This window comes from Agromyces atrinae, assembly GCF_013407835.1.
Lineage (GTDB): Bacteria > Actinomycetota > Actinomycetes > Actinomycetales > Microbacteriaceae > Agromyces > Agromyces atrinae.
On record NZ_JACCBI010000001.1, the window covers coordinates 3,454,849 to 3,476,853 of the forward strand.

A 22,005-nucleotide genomic window follows, 5' to 3' on the forward strand; every position below is an offset into this window, starting at 1 on the left:
CGGCTCACGCGTTCGTCACCTCGCCGACGACGCGCTCGATCGACGCCCGGGCGTCGTACGTCGCCGCCGCGCGGGCGATCCCGCGTGACCGCTCGCGTGCGGCGGGGTCGAGCAGCGCGTCGACGGCGCTGCGAACCTCGGCTGCGGTCGGTCGCCCGGTGCGGAGGTCGATGCCGCCACCGCTCCAGGCGACGCGCGCGGCGACCTCGGGCTTCTCTTCCGTGTCGCCCGCGACGACGAGCGGCACGCCGAGAAGGAGAGCGGCGCTCACTCCGCCGAAACCGCCGTTCGTGACCATCACGTCGGTTCGGGCGAGGAGTGCGCGATAGGGCAGGAACGACGCGACGCGCACGTGGGGTGCGTGATGCGGGAAGCTCGACTCGGGCCGGCCGCCCAGGCTCACGACGACGAGCGCGTCCCGATCGGCGAGGGCGTCGATCGTGGGTTGCACGAGCCGCGAGAAGTCGTCGTTGTCGATCGTTCCCTGGGTGACGTGCACGACGGGGCGGGTGCCGTCGAGTTCGTGCCACCACTCGGGCAGGGGCGCCTCGACGTCGTGCGGCACGAGCGGCCCGATGAACTCGATGTTCGGCGCGATGTCCGACCGCGGGTACTCCGTCTCGCGGGTCGAGAGCTGCAGGAAGCGGTCGGCGTAGTGCGCGGTGTCCATCGCCAGGCCCGGTACCCGAGCACCCGTCGTCGACGCGAAGGCCGCTTCGACGCGACGCTGCAGGCCGCGGAAGAGCACGCGGCTCGCCACGACCCCCATCGCCCGTTGCTTCAGTCGACCGACGGCGTGGGTCGCGGGCGGCAGGCCCATCCCGAACGGAGCCGTGTCGCGACTCGACTGGCTCAGCGGGGTCACGCCGAGCGCGATGACGGGCGGCCGGTCGGTGCGACGCGCGGCGACGAGGGGGCCGAGGCCGATGAACGGCCCGTCGACGACCACGACGTCGGGCGAGATCGCATCGATCGCCGCGCTCGCCGCAGCGAACTGGTCGGGGATCGTGTCGACGAAGATGCGGCCGATCTCGTACTGGGCGCGCTCCACGCCGCGATAGAGGTCACGATCAGGGATGTAGTCATCCGGCACGCGGTCGTCGAAGTCGGCGAGCCCCGTCAGCGGGCGGAAGGCCGCGCCCGTCTCGACCACTCGGGCGCGGAAGCGGCTACCGGTGAGCACCGTCACGTCATGCCCCGCCTCGACGAGATGCGCGGTCGCCGCGAGCATCGGGGAGACATGCCCGTGGATCGGTGAGGAGCAGACGAGAACGGTCGACACGGGTCCTCCGAATTGGTGAGAAGGTGAATCTATCGAATGATGGGGTCATGACTGAAGCGCGCCGCGCCTACCACTCGCCGGTCAGGGCGAGCGGTGCGGCGCGCACGCGGGCCGCGATCGTCGATGCGGCGGGCGCCCTCTTCGAGCGCGATGGATACGCACGCACGCCGATGCAGGCCATCGCCGACGAGGCGGGGGTGTCGATCCAGGCGGTTCGCCTCGCGGGGCCGAAGTCGGCGCTGCTGCTCGCCGCCTACGAACGGGCCTTCGCAGGAGACGAGGGCCGCCACGCGCTCGTCGAACGTGCCGAGATGGTCGCGATCCTGGAGGAGCCGAGTACCGAGCTCGCGATCGAGCGATACGCCGAGTACATCACGCGCGCCAATGCCCGGACGGCGGGACTCTGGCGGGCGATGGCCGCGGCGGCGCACGCCGACCCCGACGTGCGGAGCGCGGTCGACGATCTCGACCGGCGACGCCGCGGCGACGTGGCGGGCGGTGGCGCCTGGCTCGTCTCGCGCGGGATCATCGCGGCCGAGAGCGCCACGAGAGCCACCGATCTGCTCGGCTTCGTGACACATCCCGACGCGTACGCCTACCTCGTGCTCGACACGGGGTGGGATGACGTCGCCTACGCGACCTGGCTGCGGACGTCGATCGCGGGCCTCGCGCTGTCGACGCCCTGAGCCCACGCGTCGCGACGTGCCGAGCGGTAGGCGATGACGCCGACGACGATCACGGCCGTGTGGAACGCCACGAAGACGAGGTTGGCGACGAGCGAGTAGCCGTTCACGATCATGTAGATGTCGTGCGCGATGCCGCGCACGAGTGAGAGCGCGACGATGAGGACGACGAGCGGCGCACTCCGCCAGGGGCGCCACGACGCGGCGATCAGCACCACGCCGACGACGATCATCTCGAGGCCGAACACGAGCATCCAGTCGAGGAATCCGGCGTACGCGGTGCTGCCTTCTGGCGCGTCGAAGCCGGGCACGACCGCGTCGAGGCGCAGCGCGTTGAGAACAGGGATCCAGCTGATCCCGAGTGCGATGTAGGCGATGCCCGTGAGCCGGAACCACCACGTGAGAAGGGTCATGCGGTGACACTAACATTAAGTAGAGCTTGCATCTAACGAATATGGCGTGCCGTGGCGCGAGGCAGAATGGAGCGCATGAGCGATAACGCGGTCACCATCGTCGGAGCCGGCCTCTCGGGCATCGCGTGCGCCCGCGCACTCGCTGAGGGCGGCATCCCGACCCGCATCCTCGAACGCGGTCGCGTACCCGGCGGTCGACTCGCGACGAAGCGGTTCGAGGAGCGCCGCGTCGACATCGGCGCCTCGTACTTCACCGTTCCCGACGGCTCGGCGTTCGCCGGCGTCGTCGGCGAGTGGATGACGCGCGGACTCGTCCGCCCGTGGACCGACACGTTCGCCGTGGCCGACGACACGCGCCTGCGTGACCGCACGACCGGCCCGATGCGCTTCGCGGCGCCGGGGGGCCTGCGCGGCCTCGTCGCCGATCTCGCCGAGTCGCTCAACGTCGAGCACCAGCGCACCGTCGAGACAGTCGAACCCGGCGCGCTCGACGGCGAGAGCGTCGGCGACATCGTGCTCGCCATGCCCGACCCGCAGGCGAACCGGCTGCTGCCCGCATCGCACGAGATCGACGCCGTCGAGTGGGAGCCCGTCATCGCCGTCATCCTCGGGTTCGCGGAGCGCAGCTGGCCGGCCGATCTCCAGGGCGCGTTCGTCAATGACTCCGCGACGGTCGGCTTCATCGCCGACGACGGCGCGCGACGCGGAGACGGCGCTCCGGTGCTCGTCGCTCACACGACATCGGCGCTCGCCGCGGCGCACCTCGACGACCCTCACGCTGTGCGGCCGATCGTCGTCGACGCGGTGCGCCGGATTTTCGGCATCACCGACGAGCCCGAGTGGGTCGCGGCTCACCGCTGGACGTTCGCTCGCCCCGCGACGACGCACGCCCAACCGTTCTCGTTCGTCGACGGCATCGGCGTGTGCGGCGACGCGTGGGGTGCATCGCCCTCGGTGTCGACGGCGTGGGCGTCGGGCGATGCGCTCGGTCGCGCCATCGCCGCATCGCGCTGAACCGTCCCGCTCGCGCCAGAAATTATCACTGGTAAAGTGTGCTCGATCGTCGGCGCTCGTCCGGCGACCCACCTGGCACCCTGCACCGACGCGGAGGAACGACGATGACGACACCCGGGATCCGCTTCGGCGCGGCGTACTACCACGAGTACCAGCCGACGCCTCGGCTCGCCGAAGACATGCGCCTCATGAAGGAGGCCGGCTTCACCGTCATTCGCGTCGGCGAATCGGTCTGGTCGACCTGGGAGCCCGAGCCCGGCGTCTTCCACCTCGACTGGCTCGAGGACGTGCTCGACGCCGCGCACGAGCACGGCATCGACGTCATCCTCGGCACGCCGACCTACGCGATCCCGATGTGGATGAAGCGACTGCACCCCGAGGTTGCGGGCGATGCGGCGACGGGGCAGCCGATGCACTGGGGCCGCCGCCAGGAGATGGACTTCACGAACCCCGCCTTCCTGTTCTACGCCGAGCGCGTCATCCGCAAGATCGTGGAACGCTACCGCGAGCACCCCGCCGTCATCGGGTACCAGGTCGACAACGAGCCCGGCATCACGCTGCTCTACAACGAGGGCATCTTCCAGCGCTTCACCGATTCGCTGCGGCACCAGTACGGCGACGTCGAGACGCTCAACCGCGAGTGGGGCCTCGTCTACTGGTCGCACCGCCTCTCGACGTGGGCTGACCTGTGGCGCCCCGACGGCAACTTCCAGCCGCAGTACGACCTCGCGTGGCGGCGGTTCCAGGCGTCGCTCGTGACCGAGTACATCGGGTGGCAGGCCGACATCGTGCGCGAGTACGCGATCGGCGAGCAGTTCGTCACGACGTGCATCGCGTTCGATCAGCCGGGAGTCGACGACGTCGCGCTCTCGAGCCGACTCGACGTCGTCTCGGGCAATGCGTACTACGAGATGGAGGACTCGCTCGCCCTGCCCGACACCGCTCCGCGGAAGGGCGAGTGGTGGACGAACGGACTCTGGTCGATCTACGACCTCGCCGATCGCATGTACTCGGCGAAGGAGGCGCCGTTCCTCATCACCGAGACCAACTCGTCGTCGATGGGGCTCTCGTCGCACAACTACTCGCCCTACGACGGGCAGTGGCGCCAAGCCGCGTGGGCGCTCGTCGCCCGCGGTGCCCGCATGGTCGAGTACTGGCACTGGCACACGCTGCACTTCGGCGCCGAGACGTACTGGGGCGGAGTGCTGCCGCACAGCCAGAAGCCCGGCCGCCACTACCGCGAGGTCGCGCAGATCGGTGCCGACTTCGCCGCCGCCGGCGCGGCCGTCGCCGACTCGACGCCCGACTCCGACGTCGCGTTCCTCTACGACACCGACAGCCGCTTCGCGCTCGGCGGCCCGCAGTCGCCGTTCCGCAACGGCGGCCAGTACTTCGACCCGCAGGGCTATCACCGCATCACATCGGCGTTCTACCGTGGTGCGTTCGACGCCGGGCTCCAGGTGCGCCTCGTGCGCCCGACGCAGCTCTTCTCCTCGCGGGGTGGCGAGGGGGTGGATGCCGGTGAGTTCGCCGCGCGTCATCCCGTGCTTATCGCGCCCGCGTTCTTCACCGCCGCCGATGCCGACCTCGATTGGCTCGCCGCCTACGCCGGGGCGGGCGGGCACCTCGTGCTCGGGCCGCGCAGCGCGTACGCCGATCGCGAGGGGCGTGCGCGCCTCGAGGAGAAGCCGGCTCGCCTCGCCGAGGCTGCGGGCACCTGGTACGACGAGATCGCGAACCTGCCCGAGCCGCTCGACGTCTCTGCCGAGAACGAGTTCCCGCTTCTCGACGGAGCCGCAGCGACCGACTGGATGGACGGCCTGACCGTCACCGACGGCACGTCGCTCGTGCGATTCGTGCACCCGCACTACGGGCGCTGGTCGGCCGTGACGACGCGTGAGCACGGAGCGGGCCGGGTCACGGTCGTCGGAACCGTGCCGAACCTCGCTCTCGCCGAATCGGTCGCGCGCTGGGCCGCCGACCCGATCGTCGACCGCGCGAGTGTGCCCGAGACGGTGACCGTGACGACGTCGACCGACTCGTCGGGGCGGCGCATCTACTACGTGCACAACTGGTCGTGGGAGCCCGCGAGCTTCACCCCGCCGGAGGCCGTCACCGACCTCATCGACGGCACCGACGTCGCCGCAGGAGCCGCGCTCGAGCTCGGCCCCTGGGACGTCCGCGTCGTGCGCACCCTCGCCCCCGTCGCCCCGGTCACCACCCCCTGAACCGAAGTCTCGGCGTCACGACATGCTGGCTAAAACGCGTTTGGCCAGCGTGTCGTGACGCCGAGACGGGTGGGGTGGTGCGCGGTCAGGCCGCGTCGAGGGCGTGCAGCACGTGGAATGCGCCGTCGTACGAGCGCGAGGGCAGGCTGCTGAGCGCGCGCACGATCGCGTCATCGACCCCGTCGTGCCGTGCGGCACGGGCCAGGTCGTCGGGCGTCGCGGGGTAGTCGATCGTGCGCAGGAACTCCGCGACGGATGACGGTGCGACGGCGTCGACGCCGTTGAGCGCGGCGCGCAAGCTCCTGTTCATCGCCCTGTCTCATCCGTCGCGCGATCGACGGAGCCTCGCCAGGCGCCCGTCTCGAAGCCATTCGATTCGATGAGCTCCTTGAACTTCTTCAGGTCGCGGCCGATCTCGATGTCGTCGACCTGCAAGAGGGCTCCGATGTGCTCGATCGCGCCACGCGGAGTCCAGTCGAGCTGCAGGCGCACGAGTGTCGTCGCGTCGTCGATGCGGTGGAACGTGACGACCCCGGCGTGGTCTTCGCCCTCGGTGCTCTTCCACGCGATGCGCTCGTCGGGGTTCTGCTCGGTGATGACCGCGTCGAACTCGCGCTCGATGCCCGCGATCTTCACGGTCCAGTGCGTCGTCGTGTCGTCGATCTGGGTGATGCTCTCGACGCCGCTCATGAAGGCCGGGAAGTCCTCGAACTGTGTCCACTGGTTGTACACCGAGCTGATCGGTGCGCTGATCTGGATGTCGCTGGTCGTCGTGGGCATGGTGCCGCCTTCCGTTCGAAGCTGATGTTCGACGGTACGCGTGTCACCCATTCGGGGGCGCGGGGCTTGACATTTCCTCACTCGCCCCCCCGCTGCGCCGCCCTGCTTCGCCCCGACCCGCCCCCACCCCACAGTCTCGGCGTCACGACACGCTGGCTCAACGCGTTGTAGCCAGCGTGTCGTGACGCCGAGACGGGGGTGTCGAGGGGCGGGGACGGGCGAGGGATGACGGGGAGGGCGTCAGCCGAGGGGCGTGAAGTCGAGTTCCTGGAAGTCGGCGACCTCGGGCTTCCACCGGGTCTCGACGAAGTCGACGTGTGCGGGGTGCAAGTTGTAGGCCTCGTAGGCTGCGGCGTCGTCGAACGTCATCTCGAACTGGAAGCGGTGATCGCTCTTCGGGCTCACCTGGCGTGAGATGCGGAAGTCCTGCACGCCGGGGATCGACGTCAGCGCCGCGTGGGCATCGCTGAGGAAGGCGGCCTCCTCGACGGAGTCGACGGGGTGCGTCAGGGCGAAGCTCACGGTGTGTCGGATCATGGTGCTCTCTTTCTGGTGGGTGGCTAGGAGTGACGGGCGATGGCGGCTTCGAGCGCCTCGACGACGATCGAGTGGTCGTCGCGCTCGGGCAGGCCCGAGACGCCGACGAATCCGGTGAGCGATCCGTTGACGCGAAGCGGGAAGCCGCCTCCCGCGGGGATGAACTGCGACCGGTCGAGTCCGAAGACCTCGTGGAAGTCGATTCCTGCCGCCCGGCACCGTGCTCCGACGAGGAGCGACGGCGCATCGAAGCGGGCGACGACGCGGGCCTTCTTCGCGAGCCAGTCGTCATTGTCGGCGTTCGTTCCGGGCCTCGCCGCGTGGAAGACCCGTTGCGCCCCGAAGAGGATCGACGTCGTGAACGAGAGGTCGTCGGCCGCTGCTCGAGCGACGAGGGCGTTGCCGAGTGCGACCGCGTCGTCGTGGTCGAACGACGTGAACGAGAGCCGCGAGTTCTGCTCCTCGATGACGGGGATGAGTTCGAGGTCGGTGAGGGTGGAGAAGGCGGTCATCGGTGTCCTGCTTTCTGATCGGCGCGACCGGGAACGACCGGCGTGGGTGTCACTCGGAGGTGGTGCGGCCCGGAAACGGGGCTCGACCTCGTGTGTGCTCTGCCCCTTAAGGTAGAGGCGTGGCACGAGAAGGACGGTTTGCGAAGGGCACGGCGCGGCGCGAGTCGATACTCGCGACCGCCACCGAGGTGCTCGCGCGTGACGGCTACCGCGGCACGTCGCTGCGGTCGATCGCTCGCGCTCTCGAGCTCGAGCCCGCACACATCCTCTACTACTTCGACAGTCGTGAAGACCTGCTGCAGAACGTGATCGCCCGCTGGGACGAGGATCAGCTCATCCAGGGCTGGGAGCCGGATCCGGCGCTGACGCTCGACCTCTACATCGGCGCGATCCGCCGCAACCTCGAGATCCCCGGGCTCATCCATCTCTATCTGATCTTCGCGGCCGAGGCTGCGCAGTCCGACCACCCGTCGCACGACTTCTTCCGCGAGCGGTTCGAGAAGGTGCGGCGGATGCTCGCGACGGCCGTCGAGTACGAGCAGAACGCCGGACGCATCGACCCCGCGATCGATCCCGACCGCACGGCACGCCTCCTCATCGCCGTCGCCGACGGCGTGCAGTTGCAGGCGCTCATGAACCCGGCGATCGACGCGGCCGACGATCTGGCCGCGACCATCACGCAGTTGCGCAGTCGAGTCGATCACGCGGTGAGCTGACGCCGCGCCTCGTCGATCGTCGCGAGGATCGCGGCGGTCGGGGTGCGCACCTCGAGCGTCGTCGTCAGGGTCGCGTGCCGGTGCGGGCCGTGGTCCAGCACGAGAGTCGAGTAGGCGTCGACGCCCGTCTCCGTCATCCCGCCGACCGCCGTGATCTGCGTGGGCGCGCCGAGGATCATCGACGCGAGCTGCACCGGGTAGATGTCGAGATCGAGGAGGGCGATGCACCCGTGGCCGAGCTGAACGCCTACATCGTCGAGCAGGCCTGGTTCGCGCCCTGGTTCCGGGTGCAGTCGAGCTTCGCGACGAATGCCGACACCCAGGTGACGGTCCAGACCGACAACTCCGTGCCCTGGCTCTGGAACATCGCACCGGCCGCCTGAGCGCAGTGCAACCCGGCCGTCACCTCGTCCGAGGTGGCGGCCGGGCTGTTCGTCGAGCGGTCAGTCGAACGTGACGACGACCTTGTCGGCGGCGCCGGGAGTCGTGGCGAGTTCGATCGCGCGATCGATCTCGTCGAAGGGAATCTCGTCGCTCACGAGCAGTGCGTAGCGCTCCCAGTTCTCAGCGATGTCGTCGGTCACCTCGAAGATCTCGGTCGGGTAGCCGCTCGCGGTGATGATGCTGACCTCGTTGTTGAGGATCGCGCCGAAGTCGACCTCGACGGGCTTCTTGTGCACGGCGACGATGCCGACCTTCGCGCCGCGCTTGACCGCCGAGAGGATCGTCTGGATGACGACGGGTGCGCCCGCCGCATCGAGGTAGATGTCGGTTCCCGGGCGCACTTCTCCGGGGCGCCGGGCTGCATTGCCGTGCAGCTCGGCCAGCCGCGCGACGATGTCCTCGGTACGTGAGTCGATGACGGCATCCGCCCCGACCTGCAGCGCCGTCTCGAGCCGCTCGGGAATCAGGTCGACGACCACGACGCTCTCGGCGCCCCGAAGTCGAAAGCTGATCGCCGCGCCGAGACCGATCGGCCCGGCGCCGAAGATGACGACGCGGTCGCCCGGCCGCGGGTCGACGCGGTTCACGGCGTGACGCGCGACGGCCATGGGCTCGTTGAGGGCGGCGACCGCGAAGGGAACGTGCTCGGGAACGAGGGCGACGCTCACACCGAGCTCGGCCTGCTCGATGAGCAGGTAGTCGGAGAGTGCGCCGGTCGCACCTCCATTGCCGATGATGCCGCTCGGTGCGGCCATGGGGTTCACGACGACGTGCGCACCGACGGCGATGCCCGTGACACGCGTGCCGACCTCGACGACTTCGCCGGCCGCCTCGTGGCCGAGAGGCGTCGCGCCCTCACGCGGCGGGATTCCGCCGCGTGCGATGTAGAAGCCGTCGGAACCGCACAGGCCGCAGGCCCGGATGCGCACGAGGATGTCGTCGTCTCCGACGCTCGGGCGCGGCACGTTCTGCACTTCGACCGTGCCGGGGCCGGTCACCACGAGGGACCGCATCGTTTCTTCCGTAGTGACCATGAGCACTCGCTCCATTCGCTCGTCGCGGCGCCCGTGCGGGCATCCGTTGTTAAGATAGCCGATCGGCTAGTTAAATCAACTGGGAGATCCGTACACTGTGTCGAGGTACGAGCACGAAGGGCGGGGCGGATGACGCGAGCGACGCGAGGGCGAGGCGATGCGCGCTCACGCGTGCGCACCGCGGCGATCGCCCTCTTCTCGCAGCACGGCGTCGGGGGCACCTCGCTGCAGATGATCGCCGACGAGATCGGCGTCTCGAAGGCCGCGGTGTACCACCAGTTCCCGACGAAGGACGGGATCGTTCTCGCCGTCGTCGCTCCCGTGCTCGAGCACATCGATCACGTCGTCGCAGCCGCCGAGGCGGGGGCCACGCCGCGGGCGCGCTTCGACGCCCTCGTCGACGGACTCGTCGACGTCGTGATCGAGCAGCGGCAGGCGGCGGCGTTCGTGCAGAGCGATCCGGCCGTGCGCGAGCTGCTCGGCCGCACCGACACGTTCCTCGCTCTCTCGACGCGCATGGACGCCGTGCTCATCGGCCCCGAACCCTCCGACGAGGCGCGCATCGCGCTCGCGACCGCAGGCGGCGGGCTCATGATCGCCGGGGTCGACCCGGCGCTCGCCGCGATGCCCGTCGAGGCGGTGCGCCGCGTGCTCGCGGCATCGGTCAGGGCCGTGCTCGCGCCGTACGCGCCCGTCTGATCTGCTGCCGCGCGGTCAGTGGCCGTGCGCCGCGATGAGCACGATCACGACGAGGGCGCTCAGGCTGATGATCGCGCCGAGCGCGATGAGCTGCTGGCGCGGCGGCAGTTTCGTGCGCAGCACCGCGACGAGGGCGATGCCGATGAGGGTCACGAAGTAGATTCCGACGCTCATGGTGAGCGCCGTCTCGATCGAGATCCACCCGATCCACGCCGAGACGAGCGCGAGGAACGGCAGCGAAGCCGATCCGATCGCGCCGCCGGCGATACGCAGCATCGTGAGGAACTCGCTACGCGGAGGCAGCGTGCGATGCGACACCTGGAATGCGATGATCTCGGCGACGAAGCCCGCGAGGGTGATGCCGACAATGCCCGCCGCGAGCGACACGACGGCGTCGACCGCCGACTGGTGCCCGGCGTTGAGGGCGAGCACCGTCACGATCGCGAGACCCGTGAACGACGCGTAGACGCGTTCCTTCAGGGCCCGCGCCTTGTCTTCGGTCGAGCTGTCGAGCAGGGTACGGCTGCGACCGCGCTTCTGCTTCTCTCTCATGGCTCCACCTTCCGGTCGGTGTCTCGGGCCTTCGTAGACTAAGCCGAGAACCAGAGGAGCATCGTCATGTCGACCGTCGAACCCGGCCCGTACCGACACTTCAAGGGCGGCCACTACGTCGTCGTCGGCGAGGCGACCGACTCCGAGTCCGAGCAGGCCGTCGTCGTCTACCGGTCGGCCGACGGGCGGCTGTGGACGCGCCCGAAGGCGATGTTCGTCGAGACGGTCGAGCACGAGGGTCAGACGGTTCCGCGCTTCGCCCGCATCGCCGAGTAGGCCCGCGCTATTCCGCCCACGGACGGAACGCCCGGAGTCGCAGGCTGTTCCCGACGACGAAGACGCTCGAGACGGCCATCGCCGCACCCGCGAGCATCGGGTTGAGAAGACCGAGTGCGGCGAGCGGGATCGCCGCGACGTTGTACGCGAAGGCCCAGAACAGGTTGACCTTGATCATGCCGAGCGTCGACCGCGAGAGTCGGATGGCGTCGGCGGCCGAACGCAGGTCACCGCGCACGAGCGTCAGGTCGGCCGCCTCGATCGCGACATCCGTTCCCGTTCCCATCGCGATGCCGAGGTCGGCGCGAGCGAGCGCAGCGGCGTCGTTGACGCCGTCGCCGACCATCGCCACGACCTTGCCCTCGGACTGCAGCCGCTCGACGACGGCGACCTTCTCTTCGGGGAGCACGTCGGCGATGACCTCGTCGATGCCGACGGCGTCGGCGACCTGGCGGGCGACGGTCGCGTTGTCACCCGTGAGCAGCACGGGGGAGAGGCCGAGCGTGCGGAAGCGTGCGATCGCCTCGGCGCTCGTCGGCTTCACCTCGTCGGCGACGGTGAGGATGCCGCGGGCGGCGCCGTCCCACGCGACGGCGATCGCCGTTTGACCGGCCGTCTCGGCGGCAGTCCGCGCAGCGGCGAGTTCGCCCGAGAGCTCGATCGACCAGTCGGCGAGCAGGCTCGGTCGGCCGACGAGCACGAGGTGACCGTCGACGATGCCCTGCACGCCGCGACCCTCGATGTTGGCGAACGACTCCGCCTCGGGCAGCGGCCCGACGCGGTCGACGGCGCCGCGCGCGACGGCTCGAGCGATCGGGTGCTCGGACGCGGCCTCGACCGCACCGGCGGCGCGTAGCAGCTCGGTCTCTCTCGTGCCGGTCGAGGTCGTGATGCCGAGCAGCGTCATCGTGCCCGTCGTGACCGTGCCGGTCTTGTCGAGCACGATCGTGTCGACCGCGCGTGTCGATTCGAGCACCTCGGGCCCCGTGATGAGGATGCCGAGCTGAGCGCCGCGCCCCGTGCCGACGAGCAGCGCGGTGGGCGTGGCGAGGCCGAGTGCGCACGGGCACGCGATGATGAGCACCGCGACGGCAGCGGTGAACGCCGCGTTCGCGCCGGCTCCCGAGCCGAGCCACGCCCCGAGCGTCGCGACCGCGAGCGCGATGACGATCGGCACGAAGACGCCCGAGATGCGATCGGCGAGACGCTGCACCTCGGCCTTGCCCGACTGGGCATCTTCGACGAGCTTCGCCATCTGAGCGAGGCGCGTGTCGGAGCCGATGCGTGTCGCACGCACGACGAGTCGGCCGCCCGCGTTGACGGTCGCACCCACCACGGTGTCGCCGGGAACGACCTCGACGGGCATCGACTCGCCCGTGAGCATCGACGCGTCGACGGCCGACGTGCCGGTCACGATGACGCCGTCGGTCGCGATCTTCTCGCCCGGCCGCACGATGAACTCGTCGCCGACGGAGAGGTCGTCGATACCGATGCGTGTCTCGACTCCGCCGCGCACGACACCGACATCCTTCGCGCCGAGCTCGATGAGGGCCCGGAGGGCGGCACCCGCCTGACGCTTCGACCGCTTCTCGAAGTAGCGACCGGCGAGCACGAACATCGTGACGCCCGCGGCGACCTCGAGGTAGATGTTCGCCGAGCCGTCGCTCGCCGAGATCGTGAACTCGAAGGGGTGGGTCATGCCGGGCACACCCGCCGTGCCGAAGAAGAGCGCGTAGAGCGACCAGAGGAACGCGGCCGACGTACCCACCGAGATGAGCGTGTCCATCGTCGCGGCGCCGTGGCGCAGGTTCATCCAGGCCGCACGGTGGAACGGCCATGCGGCCCATACGACGACCGGGGCGGCGAGTGCGAGCGACGCCCACTGCCAGTAGGTGAACTGGATCGCGGGGATCATGGCGAGCAGGATGACGGGAACCGACAGCACGATGCTGCCGACGAGTCGCTGACGCAGTGACGTGAGTTCGGGGTCGGCGGGCTCGCTCGCGTCATCCGTCGGCGTCTTCGGGGCGGGGAGCGCGGCGGTGTAGCCCGTCTTCTCGACCTCGTCGATGAGGGAGAGCGGGTCGAGGTCGGCGGGGGCGGTGATGCGCGCCTTCTCGGTCGCGTAGTTGACGGTCGCGGTGACGCCGTCGAGCTTGTTGAGCTTCTTCTCGATGCGCATGGCGCACGACGCGCACGTCATGCCACCGATCTCGAGTTCGATGTCGGCGAGCGGGGTCTCGGTGCTCACGAGTGCTCCTCGGGGTGCTCGGTCGGCTGGTGGATGGCCGGTTCGGCGGGTGCGTCGGGAGTGATCGCTGCGGCGAGCGCGTACGACGCCCCGAAGATCACGACGAGCCCTGCACCGAACAGACTCAGTGTGGCGGGCGCTTTCACGGTGGCCTCCTCGAAGTCGATGGATGTCGGTCGTCGATGTTAACCATATACCCCCAGGGGGTATTCCGTCATCCGTCTCGGCGTCACGAATGGGCGGTTCGGAGCCCCCGAACCGCCCATTCGTGACGCCGAGACGGGAACTACCCTGCGGAGGGCCGTTCCGCAACCCCTGCGGCCCCGCTTGCGGCGCGTGCCTCGGCGGATCATTGTTAAGGCTCAGCGGTATCGAACGACGGATGGATGCGATGGGCAAGCTGATCTACGACTCGGAGGTCACGGTTGATTTCGAGGATCGCCTCCTCGCGCACCTGCAGCTCGTGATCGGCTCGAAGCTCCGCCGCGGCGAGGGCTTCTACTTCAGTTGGCGCGACGACCCGGCGGCCGGCGACGGTCGCAGCTCGATCTGGGTGCACCCCGCCCATTCGTTGCGCTTCAAGTACCTCGGCTCGAAGTCGATCGTCATCAATCGAGCGTGGGTCGACGTGCTCACGCGAGCGGCGAACTCCTCGGCCGGGCTCGTCATCGTTCCCGAGCCGCAGGAGAGCACCTCATGAGACGCATCTACATCCAGTACGGCGGAACAGAGTTCAGCATCGGCATCGAGGACGCCGACACGCTGCGCGCGAAGATCCTCGAGACGGTCGCGTCCGGCCGCTCGATGTGGCTCGACGTCGACCGCGGTGAGGGCCGCCTCGAACCGGCGACGATCCTCATCACCCCGGGGGTCGCGATCGCTGTGATCGACCCGCGACAGAACGACGACTGACGGCTCAGCGGCCGATCTCGAGATCGAGATCGATGTCGTGCGCGGCCTCGGGTTCCGGTCGTGCCGGGCGCAGCGCCGCGGCGCGCCGACCGAGATCGGCGAGCAGCTCGTCATCCGTCGATTCGGGCTCGGCGCCGGGCAACGGCGACGAGAGGATCTGGCTCGCCGGCCCGATCAGCAGCTGCGACTGCACCGATTCACCGTGTTCGTCGTAGGTCGGAATCGTGATGAGATCGGCCTCGGTTCCTTGCGCAAGCGCCATCGCGTAATCCATGATCGCCGCGGCGATCTGGTCGGAAACGATGAATTCGCCACCTGCATAGTGAATGGTGCGCATGCGTCCACTGTGCGCCTCTCCGGCGATCCTGGATAGGGCCTTGCGCAATCGGCGTGGGGGAGGTAGCCCGCGCGGGCACGCGCCTGAGGAGCAGCACCCGCGCTGTCAACCCCCCTGTCGTGGCGCCGGCGCGCACGTAGCGTGGACGAACCACCGACGACTCCGGGAGGCGCTCATGGCGGCCGATCAGTACACGTTCCAGAACCCCGTAGAGATGTATGCCGACATCCAACCGTCGGCTCAGCACCAGCCTGAACCCGGCCTCGACGCGAAGCTCTCTCCCCGCGCCGACCTCGGCGAGGTGAGCTACCGCGGTTCGGGGCGGCTCGCCGGTCGGCGCGCCCTCGTGACCGGCGGCGACTCGGGTATCGGCGCGGCCGTCGCGATCGCGTTCGCTCGCGAGGGGGCGGATGTCGCGATCTCGTACCTTCCCGAGGAGGAAGAGGATGCCGCGCGCATCGTCGGCCTCATCGAAGACGCGGGCCGCACCGCAGTGGCCCTGCCCGGAGATCTGCGTGATGCCGCCTACTGCCGTCAACTCGTCGCCGATGCGGTCGCGGGGCTCGGCGGTCTCGACATCGTCGTCAACAACGGCGGCAAGCAGATCTTCAACGACGACCTCGCGACGCTCAGCGATGAGCAGTTCGACGACACGTTCAAGACGAACGTGTACGCGATGTTCTGGATCACGAAGGCGGCGCTCGAGCACCTCGTGCCCGGTTCGGCGATCATCAACTCGACATCAGTACAGGCCTACTCGCCGTCCGACATCCTCGTCGACTACGCCTCGACGAAGGCGACCATCAACACGTTCACGAAGGCGCTCGCCCAGCAGCTCGCTCCGAAGGGCATCCGCGTCAACGCTGTCGCTCCCGGACCGATCTGGACGCCGCTCCAGGTGAGCGACGGACAGCCGCAGGAGAAGGTCGCCGAGTTCGGCGAAGACACGCCTCTCGGCCGCATGGGTCAGCCCGCCGAGCTCGCACCCGCCTACGTGTTCCTCGCCTCGGCCGAGTCGAGCTACGTCGCCGGGGAGACCCTCAACGTCAACGGCGGAATGCCCACGCCCTGATGGCGGCCGACCGACCCCGCACGGCCGCCGCGAGCTCACGGCGGCCGCGCGCGGAGCGTGCACCGCGGCCCGGCCGCGACCTGAGCGACTATGCGGCCATCGGCGACGGCCGCACGGTCGCGCTCATCGCGCTCGACGGCCGGATCGACTGGATGCCGGTTCCCGACCTCAGCTCACGACCTGTCTTCGCGCGGCTCCTCGACGACGCAGACGGGGGATGCATCGAGCTCTCGCCGACCGGGGAGTTCACCGCATCTCGTCGCTACGTGCGTGACACGAATGTGCTCGTCACGACGTTCACGACCGCCACCGGTCGCGTGAGCGTGACCGACGCTCTCGTCACCGGGGTAGCCGGTCGCCTGCCGTGGGCTGAGCTCGCTCGTCGGGTGGACGGTCTCGAGGGTTCCGTCGAACTCGCATGGCGCGTTCAGCCGGGAACCGTTCTCGGCACGGCGTCGCCGTGGATCGAGAAGGCCGCCCCTGGAACCGTCATCCGCGACGGATCGATGACGGTCGCCGTGGTCGGTCGTGACCGCGGTGCCGAGGCGCCCACCATCGACGGCGATGGTTCACCGGCGCTCACCGGTCGGTTCACGGCGACCGAGGGATCGCGCCACCTCATCGTGGTCGTCGCCACCCATGACGAACCGCTGCACCTTCCCGACCCCGACAACGTCGATCGCGGTATCGATCGCACGATCGCGAACTGGCGCGCATGGTCGAAGGAGTTCTCGTACGAGGGTGCGTGGGCGCGTGACGTACGCCGCAGTGCGCTCGCCCTCAAGCTGCTGATCTTCAGCCCCACGGGGGCGATCGCCGCCGCAGCGACGACATCGCTGCCCGAGAACCCGGGCGGCGGCAAGAACTGGGACTACCGCTTCGCCTGGGTGCGCGACCTCGCGTACACGGCGCACACCCTCGTACGCTTCGGTCTGCGCGAAGAGACCCACGCGGCGATCTCCTGGCTCTTCCGCACGATCCGTGAGAACGGCCCCGAGCTGCACGTCTTCTACTCGCTCGGCGGCGGACTGCCGACCGATGTGCAGACATTCGACGTGCCCGGCTGGCGCGGGATCGGCCCGGTCGTCGGCGGGAATCCCGCACAGTCGCAGCTGCAGCTCGGTGTCTACGGCGACCTCTTCGCCATCGCTCGCACCTACGCGGACGCGGGCAACGTGCTCGATGTCGAGACGGGGCGCATGCTGTCATCCGTCGCCGATCGCACGTGCGATCTCTGGCGCAACCGCGATGCGGGCATGTGGGAGCTGCCCGATGAGCAGCACTACACCTCGTCGAAGATGGGCTGCTGGAAGGCGCTCGACGATGCCGTCGCGCTCGCCGAATCCGGGCAGATCCCCGGCAGCGCGGATCGATGGCGAGTCGAGCGCGACCGGATCGCCGCGTGGGTCGGCGAGCACTGCTGGTCGGAGGAGCGTGGCGCGTACGTCATGTTCCCCGGCTCCGACGACCTCGATACCTCGGTGCTCCTGCACGCCCCGACGCGCTTCGATGACGGCGAGCGGATGTCGTCGACGATCGACGTGATCACCGCCGAGCTCGGGCGCGGGGCGATGCTCTACCGGTACTCGGGTATGGCCAGTGAGGAGTTCCCTTTCGTCGCGTGCGGGTTCTGGCGAGCCTCGGCGCTCGCCGTGGTCGGCCGACGTGAGGAGGCGGTCGCCGCCATGGACGAACTCGTCGCGACATCGAACGATGTCGGAATCCTCGCCGAGATGATCGACGCCGACACGGGCGAGTTCTGGGGCAACCTGCCGCAGGCACTCAGTCATCTCGGTCTCATCAGCGCCGCACTCACGATCGACCAGACCTCGGCGCCCGTCGCGGGGGACCGCCGATGACCGCGGCCGAGGTCGTGCGCGACACGCAGGCCATCCTCGTCGAGAGCATCTGGTGGGATGCCGCGACAGATGAACTCGTCTGGGTCGACATCACTGCGGGAACGCTGCATCGGGGTCGTCTCGACGGCGCTCTCGACGGAAGCGATGATCGCGTCGCGCGACTACCCCCACCGGTGTCGGCCGTGCAGCCGCGCATCGGTGGCGGGTACGTCGCCGCACTTCGTGACCGCGTCGTCACGATCGACGTCGAGGGCGAGATCGAGTCGACCCTCGCCGTCATCCGTCACGAGCACGCCGGGCTGCGGCTGAACGAAGGAAAAGTCGACCCCCAGGGGCGCTTCGTCGTCGGCTCGATGAACCTGACGACCGGTGAGCCGGACGGCGCGATCTATTCGATCGAACCCGACGGCGCCTGCCGCGTGATCGCCGGCGGGTTCGGTGTCGCGAACGGGATGGAGTGGTCCGATGACGGAGCGACGTTCTACGTGACCGACACCTCCGTGAAGACCGTCTATCGTGCGGAGTACGGGCCCGATGGTCAGCTCGGTCAGCTCGAACCGTTCCTCACCGGGTACGACTCCGACGGCCTCGCCCTCGACACGGAGGGATCATTCTGGAACGGCGTCTACGGAGGCGGCTCGGTCGTGCAGTGGACTGCTGACGGCGACGTCTCAGAGGAGTACGCACTTCCCGTGCCGAACATCACGTCGGTGGCCTTCGGTGGCTCGGGTTTCGGTTCGCTCTTCATCGGCTCGGCACGCGAACAGCTCACCGAGGCGGATCTCGTCGCGCATCCGCTTAGCGGAGGCATCTTCCGTCTCGACGTCGGCGCCACGGGTCGACCCCCGAACCTCTTCGGCGGCTGACAGCGCTCGCCGCACGACATTCGCCCACTGAAAGGACACACCATGGATCTTGGAATCACCGGACGCACGGCCCTCGTCACGGGAGGCGACTCCGGTATCGGATGGCACACCGCCCGCATCCTGCTGGAGGAGGGCGCCACCGTCGTCATCTCCGACCAGGATGAGAAAGCGCTCGAGAAAGCGGCCGCGAAGCTCGATGCCCCTGCCGACAAGCTTCACGCCTTCGCCGCCGACATCACGAGCGTCGACTCGGTCGCGGCTCTGCACGCGAGCGTTGCCGAGGCCGTCGGAGACATCGACATCCTCGTACAGTCGGCCGGAGTGACCGGCGCGCAGGGGCTCTTCCACGAGATCACCGACGAGGGCTGGGTGAAGACCATCGAGACCGACCTCATCGGACCGGTGCGTCTGGTGCGCGAGTTCCTGCCGGACCTCCGCCGTGGCGGCTGGGGTCGCCTCGTGTTCCTCGCGTCAGAAGACGCCGTTCAACCGTATGACGACGAGCTTCCGTACTGCGCCGCGAAAGCCGGCATCCTCGCGCTCTCGAAGGGGCTGTCGCGTTCGTACGCGAAGGAGGGTCTGCTCGTCAACGCCGTCTCGCCCGCCTTCATCCACACGCCCATGACCGACGCGATGATGGAGAAGCGCGCCGGAGAGCTCGGTACCACGCCGAAGAAGGCGATCGAGTCGTTCCTCGAGGAAGAGCGGCCGTACATGGAGCTCGGACGGCGCGGCGAATCTGACGAGGTGGCCGCCGTGATCGCGTTCCTCTGCTCCGATCTGGCTTCGTTCGTCAACGGCTCGAACTACCGCGTCGACTCCGGGTCGGTCGCCACGATTTGAGCCTGCCCCTACATCACCGCGTCATCTGCGGAACCCGAGCGGTCGTGCGCCGGTTCGACGCCGAGCACGAGGCCTTGAACGCTGCCCGCGGCGATCGACATCTCTTCGAGCCAGCGCGGATTGAGCGCGGGCTGACGGCTGCCTTCGTAGAGGAAGTACAGGGGGATCGACGGGTCGATCCACAGGGCGTTGCGATTGCCGGTTCGGCCGCGCCAGGAGAACAGGAACGACTCGCGTCGACGCAGCTTGACGCTGAACACGACCTGCAGGTGCGCAAGCGTGCGGTCGTCGAAGGTGACTTCCGTCTGGCGTGCTCCGTAGACGATCGTCCCCACGCCTCAGAGGCCCGGCGTCAGAGTGGCCGACTCTCCGAAGGAGAGCGGAGCGGGCTCGGTCGGGTCCATCATCTCGATCTCACCGGGGTCGTCGCCCGCCATGTCGAGGTCGAACGAATGGCCGCGCTGCTGTGTCACCGGTGGGTCTCCTGATCAGTCAGATCACGCTAACCCGAACCCACCGTTCGTCCGGAGGGGCTTGACTCGCGCGCGCAACCTGCGCTATTCGAGATGCCCCGTCGCCGTCATCCTGCCCGCGTAGTATGCTAATCGTTAGTACACAAACTAAAGGAGTCGGCATGGCTGGCGGATTCTGGCGCTTCTACGAGAAGGCCAACTCTGTCGTGCGGTTCTTCACCGGTCCGGCGCAGGTTGGTGCCGGGTACGACGAAGGCCCCGAGGTGCGGCCCGCCGACCCCGCGTGCCCGATCTGCACGCAGGCCATGTCGCTCCACCGCATCGAGCGGCACACCGACGACAGGCCGACGCGGCTGCACTGCCCGACGCCCGTCGCGACCGACGCGGCGTAAGACCTACCGCACCTGCGCGAGGTCGGCCTCGAGCGAGACCCACGCGAGCATCGCGCACTTCACGCGCATGACGTAGCGCGAGACGCCGTGGAACGCCGACGCGTCGCCCAGCACGTCTTCATCGGGCTCGACGGCCCCGCGCGAACGCAGCATCTCGCGGAACGCCGCGATGCGCTCGTCGACCTCGGCGAGGGTCGACCCCGTCAGCAGCTCGGTCATCGCCGACGCGGATGCCATCGAGATGCTGCATCCCGAGCCCTCCCACGCGATCGAGGTGAGGCGGTCGCCGTCGACGCGGATGCGCACGGTGATCTCGTCGCCGCACGTCGGGTTGTACTCGTGGTGCTCGGCGTGCGCGTCATCCAGCGCCCCCTCGCCGACGCGACGCTTCGAGTGGTCGAGGATGAGCTCCTGGTAGAGCGAGTCGAGCGCGCTCATCGGTCGGCTCCGAAGTAGGCGCGCACGTCGCCGAGCGCATCGACGAAACGCTCGACCTCGTCGAGGGTCGAGTAGACGCCGACGCTCGCCCGCGTCGTCGCCGTCAGGCCGAGCCGTCGGTGCAGGGGTTGGGCGCAATGGTGGCCGACGCGCACGACGATGCCGCGATCGTCGAGGAATTGGCCGACATCGTGGGAGTGCACTCCGTCGACGGCGACGCTCACGAGCGCCGCCCGATCGACGCCCTCGGGCGGGCCGACGAGACGGATGCCGGGAAGCGACGACACCCCCGCGACGAGTGCTTCACCGAGTCGGTGCTCGTGCGAGGCGACCTCGTCGCGGCCGAGGCTCGTCAGGTAGTCGGCGGCTGCGGCGAACCCGACAGCCTGCGACACGGGTTGCGTGCCGGCCTCGAAGCGCTGCGGCGAGGGCAGGAGCTCGGCGCTCTCCATCGTCACGCGCGTGATCGTCGATCCGCCCGAGCGTGCAGGTGGCAGGGCATCGAGAAGTTCGCCGCGACCGTAGAGGGCACCGATGCCCGTCGGTCCGTACATCTTGTGCGCCGAGACCGCGGCGAAGTCGACGTCGAGGGAGCGCACGTCGAGGGGGAGGTGCGGTGCCGACTGGCAGGCGTCGAGAACGACGAGCGCGCCGTGTTCGTGAGCGAGCGCGGTCAGTTCGGCGACGGGGGCGATCATGCCCGTCACGTTCGAGACGTGAGCGAAGGCGACGATGCGCGTGTGCTCGCCGATGACGGCGCGGGCGTCGTCGAGGGTCCACGTGCCGTCGTCGCGCACGGGGATGAATCGCAGAATCGCACCCGTGCGCCGGGCGAGGTGCTGCCACGGCAGGAGGTTCGCGTGGTGCTCGGCCTCGGTCACGACGATCTCGTCGCCCGCGCCGATGCGCAGCGCGTCGGGAACGTCACCGTCGAGGAAGCCGTTCGTGAGGCCCGTCGCCACGAGGTTGAGCGCATCGGTCGCGTTCGAGGTCCACACGAGTTCGTTCTCGCGAGCACCCACGAAGCTCGACACCGTGAGCCGCGCGTTCTCGAACGCATCGGTCGAGCGGCCGACGAGTGAGCTCGCACCGCGGTGCACGGCGGCGTTGTCGTGCTCGAGGAACGAGCGCTCCGCGTCGAGCACGGCGCGCGGCCGCTGCGAGGTCGCTCCCGAGTCGAGATAGGCGAGCGGATGACCGTTGAGGTCTTGATCGAGGAACGGGAAGTCCGCTCGGGCCCCGGTCGTCGATTCCGCGGAACGCGCCACGTCTCTTCCTCTCGTCACGGCCGCCCATTCGATGGCCATCTCCCAGTCTGACTCACATCCGGCGGCCCCGCGCCGGATCGGCCCCGGTTTCGCGATCGGCGCACAGCGTCATCCGCTCCTCGCC

The 22,005-nt window shown here is 69.0% G+C and carries 30 protein-coding genes; 14 read left to right on the top strand and 16 right to left on the bottom strand.

Features of this window, described 5'->3' with window-relative positions; genetic code table 11:
* Window positions 1-4 precede the first annotated feature (4 nt).
* Window positions 5-1,282 (bottom strand): glycosyltransferase, encoded by a 1,278-nt coding sequence (locus tag BJ972_RS17600; RefSeq protein ID WP_129175655.1) that lies wholly within the window; start codon window positions 1,280-1,282, stop codon window positions 5-7.
* A gap of 47 nt (window positions 1,283-1,329) precedes the next feature.
* Between BJ972_RS17600 and BJ972_RS15995 the strand changes: the two genes are divergently transcribed.
* Window positions 1,330-1,968: a TetR/AcrR family transcriptional regulator gene (locus BJ972_RS15995; RefSeq protein WP_129175657.1), complete on the top strand. Its 639-nt coding sequence runs from the start codon at window positions 1,330-1,332 to the stop codon at window positions 1,966-1,968.
* Here BJ972_RS15995 and BJ972_RS16000 read toward each other — a convergent pair.
* Window positions 1,914-2,378, bottom strand: a complete 465-nt coding sequence (locus BJ972_RS16000) for a BphX family protein (RefSeq protein ID WP_129175659.1) — start codon at window positions 2,376-2,378, stop codon at window positions 1,914-1,916. The two genes, BJ972_RS15995 and BJ972_RS16000, sit on opposite strands and share 55 nt — an antisense overlap.
* Before the next feature lie 75 nt (window positions 2,379-2,453).
* Between BJ972_RS16000 and BJ972_RS16005 the strand changes: the two genes are divergently transcribed.
* Window positions 2,454-3,392 carry an NAD(P)/FAD-dependent oxidoreductase gene (locus BJ972_RS16005; protein ID WP_129175660.1) on the top strand — a complete coding sequence of 313 codons (939 nt, stop codon included), beginning with the start codon at window positions 2,454-2,456 and terminating at the stop codon, window positions 3,390-3,392.
* A 104-nt stretch (window positions 3,393-3,496) separates the two neighbouring features.
* A complete protein-coding gene (locus BJ972_RS16010) occupies window positions 3,497-5,620 on the top strand; it encodes a beta-galactosidase (RefSeq protein WP_129175662.1) in 2,124 nt (707 codons plus the stop codon).
* Window positions 5,621-5,705: 85 nt separating this feature from the next.
* Here BJ972_RS16010 and BJ972_RS16015 read toward each other — a convergent pair whose 3' ends face one another.
* The 4 genes from BJ972_RS16015 to BJ972_RS16030 form a co-directional block, all read right to left on the bottom strand.
* Window positions 5,706-5,930: a DUF2795 domain-containing protein gene (locus BJ972_RS16015; protein WP_206736523.1), complete on the bottom strand. Its 225-nt coding sequence runs from the start codon at window positions 5,928-5,930 to the stop codon at window positions 5,706-5,708.
* Window positions 5,927-6,400, bottom strand: a complete 474-nt coding sequence (locus BJ972_RS16020; RefSeq protein WP_129175664.1) for an SRPBCC family protein — start codon at window positions 6,398-6,400, stop codon at window positions 5,927-5,929. Before BJ972_RS16020 ends, BJ972_RS16015 begins: the two co-directional genes overlap by 4 nt.
* 240 nt (window positions 6,401-6,640) lie before the next feature.
* Window positions 6,641-6,937 carry a Dabb family protein gene (locus BJ972_RS16025; RefSeq protein WP_129175666.1) on the bottom strand — a complete coding sequence of 99 codons (297 nt, stop codon included), beginning with the start codon at window positions 6,935-6,937 and terminating at the stop codon, window positions 6,641-6,643.
* A 23-nt stretch (window positions 6,938-6,960) separates the two neighbouring features.
* Window positions 6,961-7,449, bottom strand: a complete 489-nt coding sequence (locus BJ972_RS16030) for a heme-degrading domain-containing protein (RefSeq protein ID WP_129175668.1) — start codon at window positions 7,447-7,449, stop codon at window positions 6,961-6,963.
* Window positions 7,450-7,568: 119 nt separating this feature from the next.
* Here BJ972_RS16030 and BJ972_RS17770 point away from each other — a divergent pair, with 119 nt between their 5' ends.
* Window positions 7,569-8,165, top strand: a complete 597-nt coding sequence (locus BJ972_RS17770; protein ID WP_129175670.1) for a TetR/AcrR family transcriptional regulator — start codon at window positions 7,569-7,571, stop codon at window positions 8,163-8,165.
* Here BJ972_RS17770 and BJ972_RS16040 read toward each other — a convergent pair.
* The gene (locus BJ972_RS16040) at window positions 8,150-8,359 is read right to left on the bottom strand and encodes a hypothetical protein (RefSeq protein WP_129175673.1); all 210 of its coding nucleotides are present in this window, start codon (window positions 8,357-8,359) and stop codon (window positions 8,150-8,152) included. The two genes, BJ972_RS17770 and BJ972_RS16040, sit on opposite strands and share 16 nt — an antisense overlap.
* A gap of 36 nt (window positions 8,360-8,395) precedes the next feature.
* Here BJ972_RS16040 and BJ972_RS16045 point away from each other — a divergent pair, with 36 nt between their 5' ends.
* Window positions 8,396-8,548: a hypothetical protein gene (locus BJ972_RS16045; RefSeq protein ID WP_164989953.1), complete on the top strand. Its 153-nt coding sequence runs from the start codon at window positions 8,396-8,398 to the stop codon at window positions 8,546-8,548.
* Between the two features lie 60 nt (window positions 8,549-8,608).
* On the opposite strand, the gene BJ972_RS16050 is transcribed toward BJ972_RS16045, so the two are convergent.
* Entirely contained in the window at window positions 8,609-9,622 is a 1,014-nt protein-coding gene (locus tag BJ972_RS16050; RefSeq protein WP_129175675.1) for a zinc-dependent alcohol dehydrogenase, read from the bottom strand.
* 150 nt (window positions 9,623-9,772) lie between these two features.
* On the opposite strand from BJ972_RS16050, the gene BJ972_RS16055 reads away from it, so the two are divergent.
* On the top strand, window positions 9,773-10,342 hold the full coding sequence (locus BJ972_RS16055) for a TetR/AcrR family transcriptional regulator (protein ID WP_129175677.1): 570 nt from the start codon (window positions 9,773-9,775) through the stop codon (window positions 10,340-10,342).
* A 15-nt stretch (window positions 10,343-10,357) separates the two neighbouring features.
* Here BJ972_RS16055 and BJ972_RS16060 read toward each other — a convergent pair whose 3' ends face one another.
* Window positions 10,358-10,894 carry a hypothetical protein gene (locus BJ972_RS16060; RefSeq protein ID WP_129175679.1) on the bottom strand — a complete coding sequence of 179 codons (537 nt, stop codon included), beginning with the start codon at window positions 10,892-10,894 and terminating at the stop codon, window positions 10,358-10,360.
* 66 nt (window positions 10,895-10,960) lie between these two features.
* Here BJ972_RS16060 and BJ972_RS16065 point away from each other — a divergent pair, with 66 nt between their 5' ends.
* Entirely contained in the window at window positions 10,961-11,170 is a 210-nt protein-coding gene (locus BJ972_RS16065; protein ID WP_129175681.1) for a DUF1653 domain-containing protein, read from the top strand.
* Window positions 11,171-11,177: 7 nt separating this feature from the next.
* On the opposite strand, the gene BJ972_RS16070 is transcribed toward BJ972_RS16065, so the two are convergent.
* Window positions 11,178-13,421, bottom strand: coding sequence for a heavy metal translocating P-type ATPase (locus BJ972_RS16070; RefSeq protein WP_338420287.1), 2,244 nt, complete (start codon window positions 13,419-13,421; stop codon window positions 11,178-11,180).
* Complete coding sequence (locus BJ972_RS16075) at window positions 13,418-13,567, bottom strand: hypothetical protein (RefSeq protein WP_164989954.1); 150 nt, start codon at window positions 13,565-13,567, stop codon at window positions 13,418-13,420. The genes BJ972_RS16070 and BJ972_RS16075 overlap by 4 nt, the downstream gene beginning before the upstream one ends.
* Before the next feature lie 245 nt (window positions 13,568-13,812).
* On the opposite strand from BJ972_RS16075, the gene BJ972_RS16080 reads away from it, so the two are divergent.
* Both BJ972_RS16080 and BJ972_RS16085 read left to right on the top strand, forming a co-directional pair.
* Window positions 13,813-14,121, top strand: coding sequence for a DUF7882 family protein (locus BJ972_RS16080; RefSeq protein ID WP_129175683.1), 309 nt, complete (start codon window positions 13,813-13,815; stop codon window positions 14,119-14,121).
* Window positions 14,118-14,333 (top strand): hypothetical protein, encoded by a 216-nt coding sequence (locus BJ972_RS16085; RefSeq protein ID WP_129175685.1) that lies wholly within the window; start codon window positions 14,118-14,120, stop codon window positions 14,331-14,333. Before BJ972_RS16080 ends, BJ972_RS16085 begins: the two co-directional genes overlap by 4 nt.
* Window positions 14,334-14,337: 4 nt before the next feature.
* On the opposite strand, the gene BJ972_RS16090 is transcribed toward BJ972_RS16085, so the two are convergent.
* Window positions 14,338-14,670 carry a hypothetical protein gene (locus BJ972_RS16090; RefSeq protein ID WP_129175687.1) on the bottom strand — a complete coding sequence of 111 codons (333 nt, stop codon included), beginning with the start codon at window positions 14,668-14,670 and terminating at the stop codon, window positions 14,338-14,340.
* 175 nt (window positions 14,671-14,845) lie between these two features.
* Here BJ972_RS16090 and BJ972_RS16095 point away from each other — a divergent pair, with 175 nt between their 5' ends.
* The 4 genes from BJ972_RS16095 to BJ972_RS16110 are packed head-to-tail and all read left to right on the top strand — an operon-like array spanning window position 14,846 to window position 19,310.
* Window positions 14,846-15,742, top strand: a complete 897-nt coding sequence (locus BJ972_RS16095; protein ID WP_129175689.1) for an SDR family oxidoreductase — start codon at window positions 14,846-14,848, stop codon at window positions 15,740-15,742.
* Window positions 15,742-17,601, top strand: coding sequence for a glycoside hydrolase family 15 protein (locus BJ972_RS16100; RefSeq protein ID WP_129175691.1), 1,860 nt, complete (start codon window positions 15,742-15,744; stop codon window positions 17,599-17,601). Before BJ972_RS16095 ends, BJ972_RS16100 begins: the two co-directional genes overlap by 1 nt.
* Window positions 17,598-18,467 carry an SMP-30/gluconolactonase/LRE family protein gene (locus BJ972_RS16105; RefSeq protein ID WP_129175693.1) on the top strand — a complete coding sequence of 290 codons (870 nt, stop codon included), beginning with the start codon at window positions 17,598-17,600 and terminating at the stop codon, window positions 18,465-18,467. The genes BJ972_RS16100 and BJ972_RS16105 overlap by 4 nt, the downstream gene beginning before the upstream one ends.
* Window positions 18,468-18,509: 42 nt before the next feature.
* Window positions 18,510-19,310 carry an SDR family NAD(P)-dependent oxidoreductase gene (locus BJ972_RS16110; RefSeq protein ID WP_129175695.1) on the top strand — a complete coding sequence of 267 codons (801 nt, stop codon included), beginning with the start codon at window positions 18,510-18,512 and terminating at the stop codon, window positions 19,308-19,310.
* Between the two features lie 8 nt (window positions 19,311-19,318).
* Here the strand turns inward: BJ972_RS16110 and BJ972_RS16115 are convergent, their stop codons facing one another.
* Together BJ972_RS16115 and BJ972_RS17490 are read right to left on the bottom strand one after the other, a co-directional pair.
* The gene (locus BJ972_RS16115; protein ID WP_129175696.1) at window positions 19,319-19,645 is read right to left on the bottom strand and encodes a DUF7882 family protein; all 327 of its coding nucleotides are present in this window, start codon (window positions 19,643-19,645) and stop codon (window positions 19,319-19,321) included.
* A 3-nt stretch (window positions 19,646-19,648) separates the two neighbouring features.
* Window positions 19,649-19,783: a hypothetical protein gene (locus BJ972_RS17490; protein ID WP_257022755.1), complete on the bottom strand. Its 135-nt coding sequence runs from the start codon at window positions 19,781-19,783 to the stop codon at window positions 19,649-19,651.
* Window positions 19,784-19,944: 161 nt separating this feature from the next.
* Between BJ972_RS17490 and BJ972_RS16120 the strand changes: the two genes are divergently transcribed.
* Window positions 19,945-20,175 (top strand): hypothetical protein, encoded by a 231-nt coding sequence (locus BJ972_RS16120; protein ID WP_129175698.1) that lies wholly within the window; start codon window positions 19,945-19,947, stop codon window positions 20,173-20,175.
* A gap of 3 nt (window positions 20,176-20,178) precedes the next feature.
* Here BJ972_RS16120 and sufU read toward each other — a convergent pair whose 3' ends face one another.
* Together sufU and BJ972_RS16130 are read right to left on the bottom strand one after the other, a co-directional pair.
* Complete coding sequence (sufU, locus tag BJ972_RS16125; protein ID WP_129175700.1) at window positions 20,179-20,613, bottom strand: Fe-S cluster assembly sulfur transfer protein SufU; 435 nt, start codon at window positions 20,611-20,613, stop codon at window positions 20,179-20,181.
* Window positions 20,610-21,881, bottom strand: a complete 1,272-nt coding sequence (locus BJ972_RS16130) for a SufS family cysteine desulfurase (RefSeq protein WP_241830835.1) — start codon at window positions 21,879-21,881, stop codon at window positions 20,610-20,612. Before BJ972_RS16130 ends, sufU begins: the two co-directional genes overlap by 4 nt.
* Between the last annotated feature and the right edge of the window lie 124 nt (window positions 21,882-22,005).